The following is an 18,084-nucleotide window of genomic DNA, read 5'->3' as shown; positions in this document are numbered from 1 at the left end:
GTTCTCTGTTCCCCTGTTCTCTGTTCCCCTGTTCTCTGTTCCCCTGTTCTCTGTTCCCCTGTTCTCTGTTCCCCTGTCCCCTGTTCTCTGTTCCCCTGTTCTCTGTTCCCCTGTTCTCTGTTCCCCTGTTCTCTGTTCCCCTGTTCTCTGTTCCCCTGTTCTCTGTTCCCCTGTTCTCTGTTCCCCTATTCTCTGTTCTCCCCCCCCTGTTCTATGCTACACTGTACTTAATGCAGCCACATAATCAGCAACCTCAGCAGACTGTTTCGATCCGCGCTAGACTTCTGTTTAGTGTTGGATTCTGTCTGCTATTAGTATTTCTCACTGCTGGAGTTGTTTTCACGAGTTTACACATCTTTCGCCCGCAGATCTTGGCAGAACAAGCGCAAGTGCTAGAGCTTCATGAACGTGGTCTACGCCTCGAGCGCGCCTTGTTGCGTGTGCAACAGAGCGAAGTCATGTTGTTGCGGCGCCAGTATACGTTGGATGGCGCTGAATGGGAATTGCTGATGGAGATGCACACGAGTGCGCTCTACGATGTGCGTGAGCAACTCGATGCGCTTGGCTCGATTGAACTTGATGCTCAGAGTACCGTTGTGCTAGGGCGGCTTCGCCAACTGGTAAACGATTACGAGACGAGCTTTGCGCAGATGCTGCGTGCCAGTAGGCAGGCAGACGCTTCGGGTACACTTGAACTTCTGCTGCCAATTTGGCAGCGTCATAGTAATGAATTGTACGACTTGAGTAGTAGGATTACGGCACATGCCAACGCTGAGTTGCAACAAACTCATGTGCGCCTAGAGCAACTCGAACAGCATAGCAGTTTGGTTCTGAATATGCTCACGTTGGTGGCGTTCATCTTCGTGGCTTTTACCAGTTTTCGTATTCGCCTGCACATCTTTAGCCCGCTCCAAGAGTTGCACGAGGCTGCCGACCGTTGGGGCCATGGCGATCTAGCGGTGCGTGTTCCAGTGCGGAGCCAAGATGAATTGGGGATGGTAGCCTTTTGGTTCAATAGCATGGCTGCACGCACCCAAGAGTTGGTGTCCAACCTCGAGCGGCGGGTTGCTGAACGGACTGCGAGCCTAGCCCGTGCGATTGGCGAGAATGAGCGGCTCTTGGATACCGAGCGACGCCGTTCAGAACGCCAACGTGCCCTCTTTGAACTCAGTGTTGCCCTTGCCGCCCCGCTTGATGAACATGACATCTACACATGTCTCGTGCGCCAATTGTACGACGAACGGCTCCATTTTCAGCAGATCAGCCTCTTTACCCGTGACACAGCTAGTGGTGATTGGCTACTCCAAACACGTTTGGGCGGCCCATCAGACGTTTGGATTGAACGTATTCACGCAGGGCAAGGACTAGTTGGGCAAGCTGCCCGTGTGGGTCAGCTCTGCTACACCCCCGATGTAAGGCTCAGCCCTATGTATATTCCTAGCTACCCTGGTGGCTCTGAGGTGGATGTGCCGATTCTGGTTGAAGACCAGATTGTGGCCATGCTGGTGGTGCAGAGTTCTCATGCAGCCAGCTTTGATCAAGGCGATCTGGCCGATCTGGCCGCCGCCGCGAATCAAGCGGGTATCGCATTGGCGCGTGCGCACCTGTATGCTTCATTGCGTCAAGCGCGCGAAGCCGCCGAGGCTGCCAATCAAGCCAAAAGCAGCTTTCTCGCCAATATGAGCCACGAGCTGCGTACCCCCCTCAATGCCGTGATTGGCTATGCCGAGATGCTCATGGACGATCTTGATCAATTTGGGGCTTCCAATCTGGTCAATGATGCTGGCCAAATTTATGACTCGGCCAACCACCTGCTTGGCCTGATCAACGATATTCTCGATCTCTCAAAGATCGAAGCGGGTAAAATTGACCTCTTCCTCGAAGATGTCTCAGTGAGCAAATTGATCGACAATGTCGCCGCCACCGTTCTACCGATGCTCGAACAACACGGCAACCAGTTGCACATCCACATCCCCTCTGAGATAGGCCAAATTCGCGCTGATCAAACCCGCTTGCGTCAGGTGTTGCTTAATCTCTTGAGCAATGCGACCAAGTTTACAGAACATGGCACGATTACGTTGAGTGTTGAGCGACGTGAGCCGGTAGATGCGGCGGATCAGGCGTGGCTGATTATCCGCGTGCGTGACACGGGGATTGGGATTACGCCTGCTCAACTAGAGCATCTCTTTCAGCCCTTTAGCCAAGCCGATGCGAGTACCACGCGGCGCTATGGTGGTACCGGCTTAGGTCTGGTGATCAGCCGCCACTTTTGCCGCCTGATGGGGGGCGAGATTACAGTGACCAGTGTCCCTGGTCAAGGTTCAACCTTTACCGTGAGTCTGCCAGCTAACCCACGTGCGATTGCTTTACCCCTCCAAGTGGAGCGGCGCGCCTTACTGATCGAGGACGAGCCAACGACGCGCCTGATTGTACGACGCATGCTGGAACGGGCTGGCTGGATTGTGGAAGAGGTGAATGATTATCAGGCTGGCTTGACCGCTATGGCGCTTAAGCCTCCCAAACTCATCATTCTTGATCTGGCCTTGCCAAGCAGTGATGGCTTTGCCTTTCTACACCAACTGCGTAGCCAGCCCGCGTGGGCCAAGCTTCCCATCTTGGTGATCACTGCCCGCGATCCCACGCCCGCCGAGCATGCCACGTTGAAACAACTGGCTAATGCGGTATTGAAGAAGGGGGCTTATGGCAAAGAGGAGTTGCTCGGTGCGGTAAAGCGCCTGCTTGGGTAATCGTTTGTTGTTGCGTTTTGGCGGCTTCGCCGCCAAAACGCAACAACAAACGCGATATGCGGGGGCGGCGAAGCCGCCCCCGCACCCCCTCCCTACACCTCTGCCCCAACAATTAGGTTCTCGCCCGTCATGTCACCAGCGGGCTTGAGGCCCATGAGGGCCAAAAGGGTGGGAGCGATGTCGGCGAGCCGTCCGCCCTCACGCAGCTTGACTGCACCAAGCTCCAATTCGGGTGCCGCGACGAGAATGCAGGGCACTGGATTGGTGGTATGGGCCGTATGGACGCCACCCGACTCAGGATCAATCATCTGCTCGGCATTGCCGTGGTCGGCGATAATCAACACGGCCCCACCGCGCTCAAGCACTGCGGGTACAACTTGGCCCATACCGCTATCTACGGCTTCACAAGCGCGGATCACCGCCTGAATATCGCCCGTATGCCCCACCATATCGGGGTTGGCGTAGTTGGCCACAATAAAGTCGTACTGATCGCTCTGGATCGCCTTGAGCAACTCTTCGGTAACCCCAGCGGCACTCATTTCAGGCTGAAGATCGTAGGTAGCGACCTTGGGCGATGGTACCAGGATGCGATCCTCGCCAGGGAAGGGATCCTCGCGCCCGCCATTGAGAAAAAAGGTGACGTGGGGATACTTCTCCGTCTCAGCAATGTGGAACTGATGGCGTCCTGCGGCGCTTACCACTGCTGCGATGGGATCGCGCACCGGGCGCGGCGGAAAGGCCATCTCCATCGGCAACCCGCCCTCATACTGGGTCAAGGTCACAACGTGCAGATTGGCCACCTGGCGCTCACGCTGCCAGATATTGCTAGGCAAGGGCTGGCCCTCTTCGACCTGCTTCTGGTAATGGCGCTGAATCTGGTCATTGAGATCGGGCAAAACGAGCGCCCGCGTCAATTGACGACCACGGTCGGGGCGAAAATTGGTAAAGATCACCGCATCGCCATCCTGGATCGTCGCCACGGGCACATGTTCGCGCACAATCACCGTGGGCACGACAAACTCATCGTTCTCACCCCGGGCATAGGCTTGTTGAATCGCAGCACGCGGATTGGGCGCAGTTTCGCCGTGACCAGCGACAAGGGCGGCATAGGCGCGGCCAGTCCGTTCCCAGCGCTTATCGCGATCCATCGCATAGTAGCGCCCAATGACGGTAGCTACATGGCCCACCCCAGTCTGCTCAATGGCGGCCTCAAGGCTATCAAGGAAACCCAAGGCGCTACGGGGCAGCACATCGCGCCCATCGAGGAAGAGGTGCAAAAAGACACGCTCAAACGCTTCGCGGCGCGCCAACTCAAGTATCGCGTGGAGGTGATCTTCGTGGGCGTGAACGCCCCCAGGCCCAAAGAGCCCCATCAGGTGGAGGTTACCACCCGTCTGTTGGGCATGGGCAATCGCTTTATGCAACGCCTCATTGGTAAAGAAATCACCATCATCAATCGCTTTACTAATGCGCGTCAACTCTTGGTAGACCACAAAGCCAGCCCCGATATTGAGGTGGCCCACCTCAGAGTTACCAATCTGGCCTGGCGGCAAGCCAACATCAAGCCCCGATGCGGCCAGGGTTGTAAAGGGGCATGTTGCCGACCAATGATCAAAATTGGGGGTCGCAGCCAAGTCTACGGCATTGCCGGCACCTGGCGCGGCAAGCCCCCAGCCATCCAGGATGGCCAAAACGACGGGGCGAGCGCGAACAGTATCAGACATACTACCTCTCGTCTTATGCCATACCAAAGGCCACCTGGAGGAAACGCAACGCCGTGATGATCCCAAAGATGGCGGTGATCAACATCGGTAGCCCCATCAGCGTCAAGGTGGTTAGGCGTGCCCCACTACCCGCTTGGGAACGCACATAGTCACGCGGCACCTCAGTACGTAGCGTCTCCACCCCGCCCCAGAGGGTCAACAGGCCAATCCCTCCAAACAGACCGACGCAACCGAGGGCAATCAATACGCCAAGGATGTAGAGCATCACAGCCATCCTTTCCAGCATAACACCATACGGCTATTATAACAGCCCTCGCAAGCATGGTGTTAAAAGACTGTCTGAAACGTCTATGAACTGGCGTTGGAGTGCCGGCTTTAGCCGGCTGAAGCCGGCACTCCAACGCGTGCCCACTAGCTTTTCAGACAGACGCTTAGGCGTACTCACTTGGTACGCACCCGCCGCTTCAGATCGGTCGTAGGCCGCCGAAAGGCCAAGGCATCAAGCGTGCCGCGTGGGTAGCTGCGTAAAAAGAGCGGCAACCCGTTGGGCAAGCGCCGCCAGTAGAGCGACACCACCATCGCGCCGATCAACAGGCCAAAGACAATCAACGGGTTCGCTGGTGCGCTATAAATGACCGCGAGGGTCAAATAGGCAAAGGCCAAGAGCATCAACATGGCCTGACCGACCGGCAAGAGCAGCGAGCGTTCACCCAATTGGTTATAGGCATACAAGAACGCCGCTGCATACCAGAGTTCAAACAAAATCACAAAGACAATCAGAACAACCCAAAGCCAGACAGACACAGCTAAACTCCTTTGACGCTGCTGCATACGCGAGGAGGCGCGTGAGCGCCTCATGCTCTGCCATGATAGCATACAAAACTCTTTGTTAGCGCGAAAAAGCTCTGGGCCGCGCCGCTTGGCTTCGACAGGCTGGTTTCGGCAGGCTCAACCACCGAGCCAGCGGCGCGGTCGCTTAGTGGCTGAGCTTATCGGCTTGGGGCGTAACCCCCATTTACAAATCTACAAGAATAGCTATATAATGGCCCGCGATCCCGCGCACTGATGATCCCAAGGATGAGCCTCCATGTCTGAGCGGCCAAGCATCACCGCCTTTTTTCCAGCTTTTAATGATGCTGGCACCATCGGTAGTATGGTTGTCAGTGTTATCGAGACGCTTGAGGAGTTGACCGACGACTATGAGGTGATTGTTGTTGAAAATGGCAGCACCGACTATACTGTGCAGGTGCTTGAGTCGTTGGCCCAACACTATCCCAACCTGCGGGTCTTTACCCACCGCGAACCATTAGGCTATGGCGGGGCGCTACGGGTTGGTTTCGCAAGTGCCACCAAGGATCTGATCTTCTACACCGATGGCGATGCCCAGTACGATCCGCGTGAATTGAAGCTGCTGGTGCCTGCGTTACGCGACGATGTTCATGTGGTGAATGGCTGGAAAATTGACCGCTCCGATCCGCTGCATCGCAAAATTATTGGGCGCATCTATCACCATACGGTCAAACTGCTCTTTGGCTTTAAGCTGCGCGATGTGGATTGCGACTTCCGCCTGATTCGGCGTGATGTCTTTGATCTCGTTGAACTTGAATCGGATAGTGGCACCATCTGTCTTGAGTTGGTGAAAAAACTGCAAGATGCGGGCTTTCGCTTTGCTGAGGTGCCAGTACACCACTACCACCGAACCTACGGCCAGAGCCAATTCTTCAACTTCCCACGCATCTGGCGTACCATTGTTCAGCTTGTGCAACTCTGGTGGAAACTGGTCGTGCGCCGCCAACATATGCGCCAGCTTGCCTGCCGCCGTCAAGCCCGCAGACGTAATACCAAATAGCCCTTAGAGGCTGTCTGAAAAGTCCATGAGCCAACGTTGGAGTGCCGGCTTTAGCCGGCTAAAGCCGGCACTCCAACGTTGGCCACGTAGTATGGTATGGCACTGACACCCTTTTCAGACAGCCTCTTAAACAATCTACAACACAGTACATGCCTATGAGCTCTCTCCCTGATCTGCGAGCCTCCTTCGCCGGTAGCCGCGTCCTGATTACAGGTGGCGCCGGCTTCATTGGGGCCAATTTGGCCCATCGCCTTGCCGAGCTGGAGGCCGAGATCACGATTGTGGACTCGCTCATTCCAGAATATGGCGGCAATCTCCGCAATCTCGATGGCCTCGAAGGACGCGCCCGGCTCAATATTGCCGATGTGCGCGACGAACACTCCATGAACTACCTCGTCCAAGGCCAGGATTACCTGTTTAATCTGGCTGGTCAGACGAGCCATATGGATTCAATGCGCGACCCCTACAACGATCTTGACATCAACTGTCGGGCCCAACTCTCCATCCTCGAAGCCTGTCGCAAACACAACCCCACGATTCGCCTCGTCTACGCCTCCACCCGCCAGATCTACGGCAAACCCGACTACCTCCCCGTTGATGAGCGCCACCTGCTGCATCCCACCGATGTGAATGGGATCAATAAAATGGCAGGTGAGTGGTACCATATTCTCTACAACAATGTCTATGGAATTCAGGCATGCGCCTTGCGCCTTACCAACACCTATGGCCCGCGCATGCGCGTCAAGGATGCCCGTCAGACCTTCCTTGGGATCTGGATCAAACAGGTGATCGAAGACGAGACGGTGCAGGTTTGGGGCGATGGGTTGCAGATCCGCGATTTCACCTATGTTGACGACTGCGTAGCAGCGCTGCTCTTGGCTGCCCGCGAACCGGGCGCAGCGGGGCAAATCTTCAACTTGGGTAGCGACGAGACGATCAACCTACGTGAGCTTGCCATGCTCCTGACCAGCATTGCGGGAACGGGACGGGTCGAAATTATCCCCTTCCCGGCTGATCGCAAGCCAATTGACATTGGCGACTACTACGCCGACTATCGGCTCATTCAGGGCCGCCTTGGCTGGGTGCCGTCCATTCGCCTACGCGAAGGGCTCGCACACACCTTGGCCTTCTACCGCGAGAATCGCGCCCACTACTGGTAGCAAAGGGATGGTTTCAGGGCACTTTACCGTTTGCGAAGACGCGAAGACGCGAGGATGCGCAGCCATCGCCTCTTCGCCTCACGCATCCTCGCCTCGCAAGCTGGTAAAGCGACCTTCCACTTTTCTGAAATCTTCCCAAAGCATGTCAAACGGGCGTGGGTGAAGCCAGTTCACCCACGCCCGTTTTGGCATGCAACAATCATCCAAGCGCTAACGTCTGAACAATAGCGAACCGCCCCCTTATGAAGAGGGGCATAGCGATTGTACCGTTTGTGAGGACGCGAAGCAGCGAGGACGCGAAGCCATCGCCTCTTCGCCTCACGCATCCTCGCAACATTGTAAAGCAACCTTCGGCTTTTCTGAAACTATTCCTAAGGACACCACCCATGCACACAACCACACGTCTGATGCGTAGCCGCAGTGACCGCATGCTTGCGGGCGTTGCTGGCGGCTTGGCGCACTACCTCAACATCGATTCAACCCTCGTGCGGATCATCTTCATTCTCATTGCCGTAAGTGGGCCAGTCGGCTTGATCTATCTACTGCTCTGGTTCATTATGCCCCAGGAACCGAACGATGCCGCTGGGCAGGTCTTTGTGTCCACGGGGGCCACGCAACGGCTACGGATTGACCCCATGACCAGTGGCCCAACCGAGGGAGAGCATGAAGTCCCGATCAGCAACGTTGGAGCCAACCGCGAACCTGCTGCGGCCTCACAGGGCCAAGGGGGGCGCTTCATTGGGGCCGTGCTGCTTGGCTTAGGGATCTTCATCACGCTCAAACTGATCTGGCCGGGCTTTGCCAGCCTCATCTTCCCCTTGGCACTGATTGGGGCCGGGATTTGGCTGATGCGCCGCGAGGCATAAAAATACGGGGAGGGCCCAGCCCTCCCCGGACAAATGTTACAGGCTACCGTCAGCCCGATGTGGTACACAAGCTAGTAGCGATTACCATACCCACCGCCACCGCCGCCACCGCCACGGTTGCCATAGCCGCCACCGCCGCGGTTGCCATAGCCGCCACGGCTGCCGCGATCGCGATCTTCCGACTCATTCACCCGCATCGGGCGGCCATTCAGATCCTGACCGTCGGTTGCCCGGATCACGGTGCTTACATCATCCACATCCATCTCGACGAAACCAAAGCCACGCGAACGACCCGTATCGCGGTCGGTAATCACGCGAGCGCTCTGCACTTCGCCGTGGGCCTCAAAGACCCGTGCCAAATCCTCGTCACCGACACTCCAGGGCAAATTCCCGACGAACAGCTTGACCAACATCAGCATCACTCCTCTGCGTCTTTGCGCAGTCATCACTTGGCACACGGCTCCGGCGCCGTAGCCATATCCAACCATCACGAACCACCGGCGCTTAGTCTGTCCTGACCATTACACTCCGGCTCCCCACAACGTAACACCACTCCCTCCATGCGAAGGGGGCGGCGAGCGATCAGTGGACTGTTGAGAAGTCTCTGATGCGGCCCTCGCAGCCATGTTGACGTTGGCAAACATGGCAATCATAGCATACTTTTCAAGAATGGCAAGACCCAAAATGGCTCTAATTTGCAAGTCATGCGTGAATCGGCTATACTACGCTATGGTGTTTCGTAAGTTGCTCTGTCGCTTGCCTGGGGCTGCACCAAATTTAGCGTAAAGGGGGTGAGCAGACCGATCGCCAGATGTGTCTTCGGAGCGGGCATTGCCCCATACGCCAACCATGCTTCCGACCACCTACGTGGTTCACATTGGCTGATCGAACAGAGCTATGCGTGTTGAACGTCGTGACGGTGAGACTGTCGAACAGCTCATCCGCCGCTTTAATAAGGGTGTTGTCTCCGAGCGCATTACCAAGACCTACCGCGAAAAGATGCACTTCGTCTCGAAGAGCGAACAGCGCAAAGAGAAGCGACGCCGTGCCGAGCGTAATCGTCGTAAGAAGATGTCTAAAGGGTTCTAAGAAGGGAAGAACAGAGGAACGGATGAACAGAAGAACAGAGATGAGAGCTTTGCTTCTGTTCCTCTGTTCTTCCCTTCCTCTGTTCTCCTGTTCCTCTGTTCTCCTGTTCCTCTGTTCTCCCGTTCCCCTATTCCCCTGTTCTTCCGTTCCCCTGTTCTCCGTTAACCTATGTTTGATAAACTTACCAGTGTCGTCGCCCGCTACGAAGAGCTTGGTGAACTGCTCGCCAGTTCTGAGGTGGTCGGCAATTTGGCGTTGCTTCAGCAGTATGCGCGTGAGCAGCGTGAGCTTGAGGCGATTGTGGCTGCCTATCGTAGCTACCTGCAGGCTCAGGCTGCGCTCGATGAGGCCCAGACGCTGCTGCTTGAGAGTGATGACGCCGAGTTGCGGGCCTTGGCTCAGGAGGAGATCGAGACGCAACGGGCGCAGCTTGAACGTCTTGATGGCGAAATTCGCTTGCTGCTGTTGCCGCGCGATCCCAATGATGAAAAGCATGTAATTATTGAGATTCGCCAGGGTGAAGGTGGTGATGAGGCCGCTCTCTTTGCCGCTGACCTCTATCGGATGTATACGCGCTATGCTGAAGAACGGGGGTGGCGGGTTGAGATCGATTCGAGTACCGAAAATGGCCCCGGCGGTTTGAAAGAGATTATCTTTGAAATTCGTGGTGAAGGTGCCTATAGTGTGCTGAAGTATGAGGGTGGCGTGCATCGGGTGCAGCGGGTACCCGCAACTGAGGCGCGTGGGCGCATCCATACCTCGACGGCGACGGTGGCGGTGCTGCCAGAAGTGGAACCGACCGCAGTAGAGATTAAGCATGAAGACCTGCGGGTTGATGTCTTTCGTGCCGGTGGCCATGGTGGTCAAGGGGTGAATACGACCGACTCGGCAGTCCGCGTCGTCTATCGGGCCGGTACCCCCGAAGAGATTGTCGTTACCTGCCAGGATGGCCGTTCACAGCTTAAGAACAAAGATAAAGCCATGTCGGTCTTGCGGGCCAAGCTCTATGCTCGTGAGCAGGAGAAGCAGGATCGCGCATTGAGCTCTTCGCGTTTGGCCCAGGTGGGCACCGGAGAACGAGCCGAGAAGATCCGTACCTACAACTTTCCCCAAGATCGCGTCACCGACCATCGCCTTGGTCAAAATTTCTCAAACCTGCCCGGTCTGCTCGATGGAAACCTCCAGAAACTGATTGATGCCCTCATTGTTCACGATAATGCTGAACGTCTACGTGCCTCTGGGATTGGCTAAGCCCAGGTGGGTGGTTCGTTGCCTGAACCCCGCCGTATGGCTTTCATTGGTTACGAATCATGAGGAATGCCGTGTTGAACCCACAGATCGAGCAGTTCATTACACGGATGCCAAAGGTTGAACTCCATCTGCACCTTGAGGGCACGATTACGCCACGTACCCTGCTTGCCCTGGCGCAGCGTAATCATGTGAGTTTGCCCGCCAACGATGAGGCGGGCATTGCAGCGCTGTTTCGCTACCGCGATTTTGGTGAGTTCCTCAGTGTCTTTATGGCCCTGGCTCAGGCGATTGTCAGTGGTGACGATTTTGCCCAACTCGCCTATGAGCTTGGCCTTGATCTTGCGCGGCAACAGGTGCGCTACGCTGAGGTCATGATCTCGCCGATGCAGTACCGCAAGCGCGGTATGGATCTACGTGAGGTGATCGAAGGAACCCAAGCCGGTTTTGCCCAAGCTTCCCGCGAAACCGGCGTGCGTGTGGGTATCGCCCTCGACTATGGGCGGCAGTATGGCCCCGAAGATGCATGGGATGTCCTTGAAGTGGCGAGTGCCTGCCGCCACCTTGGAGTCGTAGGCTGGTCAATTGGCGGCAATGAGATTGGCCATCCCCCCGAACCCTTCGCGCCAGTCTTTGCCGCTGCCCGCGTGGCCGGCCTTGGGCTCATGGCGCATGCCGGTGAAGTGGTAGGCCCACCTAGCGTCTGGGGGGCCATTGAGCATCTGGGCACGACGCGGATTGGCCATGGTATTCGGAGTATTGACGATCCTGCGCTGATCGCCACCCTGCGCGAACGCCAGGTTGTGCTTGATGTCTGTCCGAGTAGCAACCTGCTCACCGGCGCAGCTAGTGATTGGGCGAGCCACCCTCTGCGCCAACTCCTCGACGCCGGGGTGCCAGTAACGATCAACTCCGACGATCCCACCTTCTTCGCTACCACCCTCACCGATGAGTATCGTCGGGTCGTGCAGCACCTTGGCTTGAGCATTGATGCGCTCTGTGCTACGCTGCAAACCGCTGCGAACGCTGCGTTCCTGCCGCCTGAAGCACGCCACGCCCTAGGCCAACAGCTTACCGACGAGATCGCGCTGCTGCGCGCTGAATTGGGGGTTTGATACCATTTACGATTGTAGATTGCAGATTGTAGATTGTAGATTGTAGATTGCCGAACATGACGTCCCAATGGGCGTTCGCGTTCTTGATAGTGCGGCTTTACCTATGGCGCAAACGGTAAAGTGCCCTTGAATCTTTGCGTCAAGAGACCCTTCGTATTTGCAAAGTATGGCGTTTAGACACTCATGAGGGGCACGGCAATACCGTGCCCCTTCGCTGTCCACGTAGCTTTGTAGTACCATGGTATAGCTTGTGTGCTATAGTCAAGATATGGTTAAATAAAGATGGGTATTCCAGCATTCTCTAGCGGAGGTTCCCTGATGGCTATGCGTAATTCGGCGCTACTCGGTCTGCTTATCTTGGCCCTGTTGGTTGGTGGCTGTGGCACAGCGTCAACGTCACAGCCGAGTGAAGTGGCTACGCCAGTAGGTGCGCCAGATTTGCCCGCCGAGATTATTGATAACCCAGAAGAGCGGCGGCGTACGGTCATCTGGGATGTCTCTTCGGGTGTGGTGGCTAATCCAGCCCAGTGGCATCCTTTTGCCGATGATGGACGGCGCGATAAAGGCTTTCATCAGGCGATGATTGAGCCGCTCTTTATTCTGAATTATGAGAGTGGCGTGATTGAACCTTGGCTCGGCGAGCGCATGGAATCCAATGCCGACCTGGATGTCTGGACGCTCACCCTGCGCGAGGGTATTCGCTGGAGCGATGGGGTGCCGATGAGCGCTGAGGATGTGGTCTTTACGATCGAGCTGTTGCAAGCCTATCCAGAGTTGGAACGCGACTTTTTTGCCGGGCTGCTCTATTGGATTGAGACGGTTGAGCAGCTTGATGAGCGTACCGTGCGTTTTGAACTGGTCGAACCGAACCCCCGCTTTCAACTCGATTTCTTCTCGGTCAAGGTTTGGGGGAGCTTTGATGTCTTGCCGAAGCACATCTGGCACGATAAAGACCCACTGACCTTCACCAACTATGATCCCGAACAGGGCTGGCCGGTCTTTACTGGCCCGTATCTTTTAGAGAGCTTTAGCGACAAGACCTTCATCTATGTGCGCAATGACGACTGGTGGGGCGCGGCGGCGGGCTTTAGGCCGCTGCCGGCCCCTGAGCGGCTGATCTGGACTTCGATCAACTTTGATATGGGCATTGAGGTTGCAACACGCCACCTCGACACGTTGGGTAATGTCCGTTTGGATGAGTTCCAAGAGATCGTTGCGCTCAAACCCAATACCATCACATGGCTCGATGGTGAGCCTTTTGCTTGGATGGATCCCTGTTCACGCACGCTCTCGTTTAATACGCTGTTGCCACCCTGGGATCAGAAAGAGTTGCGTTGGGCCGTGAACCATTCCATGGATCGTAGCCAGTTGGTACGCGAGGCGTATGATGGCACTACCGTAGCCTCACGCCACTTCTTCCCAGCCTACCCGCCCTTGGATCGCTATGTACAACTGCTTGAGCAGGAGGGGCTCTATACAACCTACCCCCTGATGCTGCACGATCCGGCACGGGCGCGCCAACTGATTGAAGCCCAAGGCTGGGTGCTAGGCGATGCGGGCTACTACGAGCAGGATGGCGTGCCGTTGAGCTTAACAATCGCCGCTCATGCTGCCTCACCTGAGATGCAAAGGGTAGGCACACTGATTGCGAATGGTTTGCAAGAGATTGGGGTTAATGCTAGGATGCAACCACTCGAACATCCCGATTGGGTGGCACACAAGACCAATGGCACATTTGAGGCCATGATTGACTGGGATAGCTGTGGTTCGATTAATGAGCCCTGGGCTTCGATGGGGCGCTACCATATGCGCTGGGCGAAGCCGTTAGGGACGCCAGTGACCAACTTTAACAATCAGGTGCGCTGGAGCCATGAAGGGTATAGTGCGTTGGTGGATGAAATGGCAGCCTTGCCCCTTGGCGATCCGCAGATCGAACCGCTCTTTGTGGCCGCAAGTGCGATCTGGTTTGACGAGTTGCCCTTCATCCCGCTGCTGCAGAGCAAAGAGTTGATCTCGTTCGATACGACCTACTGGCAGAATTGGCCGACAGCGGTGAATTCGTATGTCCATCCGCCAAGTTGGTGGCAGAGTGTGCATATCATCTTGCACAACCTTGAACCTACTGAGCATTAAATGTGTTAAGCAAACTGCGCGGCAAATGGTCGGCATATCTGCGTATGGGCACGATTCGCAATCGCCTGCTCATGGCATTTATGCTGCTTGTGCTGGTTCCTGCTACACTGATTGGCGCTAGTTCAGTCTATCTTGGGCTGCGGAGTGGTCAGCAGCAGGTGATCAACCAACTCCACTCGGTTGCCACGCTCAAAGAGGAGCAGATAGATGATTGGCTGGTGAGCCTGCGGATCCACCTTGCAGCGGTGATCTACCCCTACCAAGTTGCAACGCTGGTTGAGCCACTGGTAAACGAAGAGCGTACCTCTCTCGCGTATGAAAGAGCGGAAACGGCGCTACGCCTGCAATTCAATCAATTGATTGAAACGACTGGACTTTTTGAGGAGATTTGGCTGCTCGATACGCGTGGTCGCACCCTGCTCTCGACCAATTCGGAGCGTGAAGGCCAGGTGCATATGACCCAAGCGTACTTCCTGCACGGGCTCAAAGAGGTCTATACCCAATCAATGGCCTCGACGACAGCCCAGGGGTTGAGTAGTCCCGTGGTGGTGGCACACCCGGTATGGAATGCTGAAGCGCAGGTGGTTGCCGTGGTGGTTGGGCGGGCCAGTGCGGATCGGCTCCATACGATTATGTTGCAGCGGGCTGGTCTGGGCGAGACCGGCGAGACCTATTTGGTCGGGCCAAACACGTTGTTGCTGACACCTTCGCGCTTTGCTGATGAAAACACCCCCATTTTGCGCCTACAAACCCCAATCCTTGAAGATGTTATCCGCAAGCACACCAACCAAGAGGGTCTGTACGACAACTATCACGGCAAACCAGTGATTGGCGTCTACCGCTGGATTCCCGCATTGCAGCTTGTGCTGGTGGCAGAACAGGCCCAAGCCGAAGCTTTCCAGGCAACCTATGAGGTTTTGTGGTTCAATACGGTGATTGCGAGCATCACGATCTTCGTTGCGCTGGTGCTGGCGCTCTTTATGGCGCGCAGTATTGGCAAGCCTTTGGCCAATTTGGCCGATACGGCCACCCAGATTGCTGCCGGTAACTTGCAACTGCATGCGCGCATTGAACGGGACGATGAGATTGGCGCGTTGGCCAAGGCTTTCAACCGCATGACGGCACGCTTGCACAAACTGATTGTCTACCTTGAACGTCATGTCAGTGAACTTGAACATGCCGAAACCGAAGTGCGCCGGGTCAATGACCAACTCGCCCGCGATGTGGCCGAACAACATGCCCTAAGCCACCTGAGCAACTGTCTGCAACGCTGCCACAGCCTTGATGAGGCCTACCAGTCCAGTGTTGCGCTGCTGCAAGAACTCTTTCCCACATGCTCGGGTGGCTTCTACCGCCAGGTTCCAGGCACCAACCAACTGCACCTCGTCGGCTATTGGGGTGACGTACAGCTCATGCAGTTGCAGACGGCCCATAGTGAATGTCTGAGCAACATCCATAACGGAACCTTTCGTCTCGATCAGGATCTGCCTGAGATCAAAGTGTGTGCGTTCAGCATTGATGGAGTACGTCATGAAGCACTCTGTGTGCAACTGCTTGTCAGTGGCGAACGGTTAGGCTTGCTTCAGATCCAAAAAAATCCTGAAGACCCTCAAGATCTCACGCCCCTCGTCGAGCGGGTCGCGGATCTCTTAGCCCTTGCACTCTCCAACCTGCAACTGCGCGAGAACCTACGTGAACAGGCCATCCGCGATCCGCTCACTGGCATCTTCAACCGTCGTTATGCCAACGAGGTATTTGGGCCAAAACTGGCCCATGCCCAGCGCCACGGCGAGACCCTGGCGCTTGTGCTGTTTGACATTGACCATTTTAAGCGCATCAACGATACTTTTGGTCATGACGCGGGTGACGCAACGCTACGTGCGGTTGGGGCCATGCTCAATGCCTATGTGCGTGCCGAAGATGTGGCCTGCCGCTTTGGGGGTGAAGAGGTGCTGCTGATTATGAATAACCTCAACAGTACACAGGCGCTGCAACGGGCCAATGAACTGCGCATCCGCCTGAGCGAGTTGATTATTGAATATAATGGAAGCCAACTACCGCCCATCACCGCCTCGCTTGGGGTAGCCCTCTATCCAGAGCATGGCCAGACTCAAGACGATCTGCTCAACATTGCCGATCAGGCGCTCTACCGGGCCAAAGCCGGGGGGCGCAATCAAGTCTTGTTGGCGCAGTTAAATTCAGTAAGTTCGTAGGAGTGCTGAGGTGTTTCATGGACCAGTCCGGTGAGACCCACGATGATCCAGCGGGCGAAACAGCGGCTTTGCAGCAACAACTCGCCGTGCTGCGTCTACGCCTTGAGCAAGTAGAGCAAGAGTCGGCTGAACGCGATCAGCTTGCGGCGACGCTGCGCTTGGCTGAACGACGCTTGCGCTTGATTGCCTCGTTAAGCGGCGATTCGATCTATGAAGTTGCACTACCCAACCAACGCTTCTACATCCATAGCCGTGATACGTATAGTGCTGCGAGTTTGCAGGTTGAACAGTTGGGGCTTGACTATTGGCAAGAGGCCATCCATGAGGAAGATCGCGAGCGGGTACTACAGGCGCGTCAGCGCCTGCTGCACGATGGCACACCTTTTCATGAGGAGTATCGCTTTCGGCTGCCTCATGGCCAGTGGATCCATTTGGTGGATCGCTCCACGCTGCTTGAAATGGAAGATCCGCCCTATCGCTGCCAAATCGGGGTAACGACGGATATTACCGAGCAGGTGCAGCAGAAAGCAGCCCGCAAGGTGCTTGAACGCGAAGTGCAGCAGATGCGCCACCTTGAGAGCCTGATTGCAATGGCTGGTGGAATTTCCCACGACTACAATAATATGCTCATGGCAATTATGGGCAATACCGAGTTGGCGCTTGAATTGGCACCCCAACAACCTCCTTTGCAACGTACACTCCATGCAATCTTCCAAGCGGCACAGCGTGCCGCAGATCTAACCGCGAAGATGTTGGCCTATGCTGGGCCGCAACCACTGGAAGTGCAACCCGTCTCGCTCAATGCCCTCATCCAAGCCCTCCAAGACCTGCTGCGTGCCTCGTTGCCACCAGGGGTGCAGATCACCTACCAGCTTGACCCGCAGTTGCCGCTAATACCCGCTTGTAGCCTCCAACTACGCCAAGTGTTGACCAATCTGATTACGAATGCATTTGAGGCGATGAGTTCCCATGGTGGTGAACTATGTATCACAACAAAGTTGGTTGCATGCACGCAGGACGATCTTGTTGGGCTAATCTTCGGGCATGAACGGCAACCTGGTGCCTATGTGCAACTCAGCATGCGCGATACAGGCCACGGGATTGATCAGGCTACGCTTGAGCGCATCTTTGAACCCTTCTTCAGTACCCGCTTTGTGGGGCGTGGCCTTGGTCTAGCAGTTGTCCATGGGGTTGTGCGTGGACACGGCGGCATGCTCCACGTCGAGAGCCAACCTGGTCAGGGGACAACATGCCACCTTTGGTTGCCTGTCAACCCAACGAGTGCCGCTAAGCCCGCAGCTTCTGTTGTAGATGCAGTGCCAGCATCTCAGCCTCATGCAACTAAACATGTTCTCGTGATTGATGATGATCCCGCTGTGCGCGTTGTGACCGGGCGTATGTTGAGTAAACTTGGCTGTACCATGTGCGAAGCGGCTGACGGCCTCGCCGGTTTGGCTAAACTAGAGGAGCTTGGTGATCAAATAGAGCTTGTCTTAGTTGATCTCACGATGCCCGTGATGAGTGGTGGGGCTGTGGCAGCGGCAGTGCTGGCCCAGCATCCCACGCTGCCGGTCATCCTCATGAGCGGTTACGCTGCTCATGAGGTAACCCGCCAGTACCAACATTTGCCCTTGGCTGGGGTGCTGCAGAAACCCTTCCGCCTTGATGAGTTGCAAGGTGTGTTATACCATGTACGATTGTAGATTGTAGATTGCAGATTATAGATTGCCGAACATGGCGTCTCAATGAGCTTTCGCGTGCTTGATAATGCGGCATGTTCAAGGGTAATTGGCAATAGCGCAAAAACCACGCTGTTGGGGAAGCAGATTTTGTTGCGTACCCCATTACTTTGTCACTCTGAGTACCTCATGGCCCGCAGGCCAGTGGCACGGAGAGAAACAGCGTGAGTGCGCTGCCCCTCCGCTGGCTGAGCTTGTCGA

The 18,084-nt window shown here is 55.9% G+C and carries 15 protein-coding genes; 11 read left to right on the top strand and 4 right to left on the bottom strand.

Annotated features, from left to right (window positions below; genetic code table 11):
- Nucleotides 1-389 precede the first annotated feature (389 nt).
- The gene (locus tag CJ255_RS16930) at nt 390-2,747 is read left to right on the top strand and encodes an ATP-binding protein (protein ID WP_217352469.1); all 2,358 of its coding nucleotides are present in this window, start codon (nt 390-392) and stop codon (nt 2,745-2,747) included.
- Nucleotides 2,748-2,839: 92 nt separating this feature from the next.
- Here CJ255_RS16930 and gpmI read toward each other — a convergent pair whose 3' ends face one another.
- From gpmI to CJ255_RS16915, 3 genes are all read right to left on the bottom strand, one after another.
- Nucleotides 2,840-4,471 (bottom strand): 2,3-bisphosphoglycerate-independent phosphoglycerate mutase, encoded by a 1,632-nt coding sequence (gene gpmI / locus CJ255_RS16925; protein WP_097645281.1) that lies wholly within the window; start codon nt 4,469-4,471, stop codon nt 2,840-2,842.
- A gap of 13 nt (nt 4,472-4,484) precedes the next feature.
- Nucleotides 4,485-4,736 (bottom strand): hypothetical protein, encoded by a 252-nt coding sequence (locus CJ255_RS16920; RefSeq protein WP_097645280.1) that lies wholly within the window; start codon nt 4,734-4,736, stop codon nt 4,485-4,487.
- A gap of 176 nt (nt 4,737-4,912) precedes the next feature.
- The gene (locus tag CJ255_RS16915) at nt 4,913-5,275 is read right to left on the bottom strand and encodes a hypothetical protein (protein ID WP_245863519.1); all 363 of its coding nucleotides are present in this window, start codon (nt 5,273-5,275) and stop codon (nt 4,913-4,915) included.
- Nucleotides 5,276-5,357: 82 nt separating this feature from the next.
- Between CJ255_RS16915 and CJ255_RS22930 the strand changes: the two genes are divergently transcribed.
- From CJ255_RS22930 to CJ255_RS16900, 4 genes are all read left to right on the top strand, one after another.
- A complete protein-coding gene (locus CJ255_RS22930) occupies nt 5,358-5,537 on the top strand; it encodes a hypothetical protein (protein WP_124681984.1) in 180 nt (59 codons plus the stop codon).
- A gap of 21 nt (nt 5,538-5,558) precedes the next feature.
- The gene (locus CJ255_RS16910) at nt 5,559-6,320 is read left to right on the top strand and encodes a glycosyltransferase family 2 protein (RefSeq protein ID WP_097645278.1); all 762 of its coding nucleotides are present in this window, start codon (nt 5,559-5,561) and stop codon (nt 6,318-6,320) included.
- A 155-nt stretch (nt 6,321-6,475) separates the two neighbouring features.
- Nucleotides 6,476-7,480 carry an NAD-dependent epimerase/dehydratase family protein gene (locus tag CJ255_RS16905; RefSeq protein WP_097645277.1) on the top strand — a complete coding sequence of 335 codons (1,005 nt, stop codon included), beginning with the start codon at nt 6,476-6,478 and terminating at the stop codon, nt 7,478-7,480.
- Between the two features lie 386 nt (nt 7,481-7,866).
- Complete coding sequence (locus CJ255_RS16900; RefSeq protein ID WP_097645276.1) at nt 7,867-8,346, top strand: PspC domain-containing protein; 480 nt, start codon at nt 7,867-7,869, stop codon at nt 8,344-8,346.
- 71 nt (nt 8,347-8,417) lie between these two features.
- Here the strand turns inward: CJ255_RS16900 and CJ255_RS16895 are convergent, their stop codons facing one another.
- Nucleotides 8,418-8,759, bottom strand: a complete 342-nt coding sequence (locus tag CJ255_RS16895; RefSeq protein ID WP_097645275.1) for an RNA recognition motif domain-containing protein — start codon at nt 8,757-8,759, stop codon at nt 8,418-8,420.
- A gap of 484 nt (nt 8,760-9,243) precedes the next feature.
- Between CJ255_RS16895 and rpsU the strand changes: the two genes are divergently transcribed.
- The 6 genes from rpsU (at nt 9,244) to CJ255_RS16865 (ending at nt 17,847) form a co-directional block, all read left to right on the top strand.
- Nucleotides 9,244-9,435: a 30S ribosomal protein S21 gene (gene rpsU / locus CJ255_RS16890; protein ID WP_097645274.1), complete on the top strand. Its 192-nt coding sequence runs from the start codon at nt 9,244-9,246 to the stop codon at nt 9,433-9,435.
- Between the two features lie 168 nt (nt 9,436-9,603).
- A complete protein-coding gene (prfA, locus tag CJ255_RS16885; RefSeq protein WP_097645273.1) occupies nt 9,604-10,686 on the top strand; it encodes a peptide chain release factor 1 in 1,083 nt (360 codons plus the stop codon).
- A 71-nt stretch (nt 10,687-10,757) separates the two neighbouring features.
- The gene (gene add / locus CJ255_RS16880) at nt 10,758-11,798 is read left to right on the top strand and encodes an adenosine deaminase (protein WP_097645272.1); all 1,041 of its coding nucleotides are present in this window, start codon (nt 10,758-10,760) and stop codon (nt 11,796-11,798) included.
- Nucleotides 11,799-12,116: 318 nt separating this feature from the next.
- Nucleotides 12,117-13,931, top strand: coding sequence for an ABC transporter substrate-binding protein (locus CJ255_RS16875; protein WP_165774773.1), 1,815 nt, complete (start codon nt 12,117-12,119; stop codon nt 13,929-13,931).
- Nucleotides 13,932-13,933: 2 nt separating this feature from the next.
- Entirely contained in the window at nt 13,934-16,144 is a 2,211-nt protein-coding gene (locus tag CJ255_RS16870) for a sensor domain-containing diguanylate cyclase (RefSeq protein WP_124681983.1), read from the top strand.
- Nucleotides 16,145-16,161: 17 nt separating this feature from the next.
- Nucleotides 16,162-17,847, top strand: coding sequence for a hybrid sensor histidine kinase/response regulator (locus CJ255_RS16865; protein WP_097645269.1), 1,686 nt, complete (start codon nt 16,162-16,164; stop codon nt 17,845-17,847).
- Nucleotides 17,848-18,084 lie beyond the last annotated feature (237 nt).

It is taken from the genome of Candidatus Viridilinea mediisalina (assembly GCF_002532535.1).
GTDB classification, from domain to species: Bacteria; Chloroflexota; Chloroflexia; order Chloroflexales; family Chloroflexaceae; genus Viridilinea; species Viridilinea mediisalina.
The sequence above is the reverse complement of the archived record's forward strand: the minus strand, read 5'-3'. Positions and strand labels throughout refer to the sequence as shown.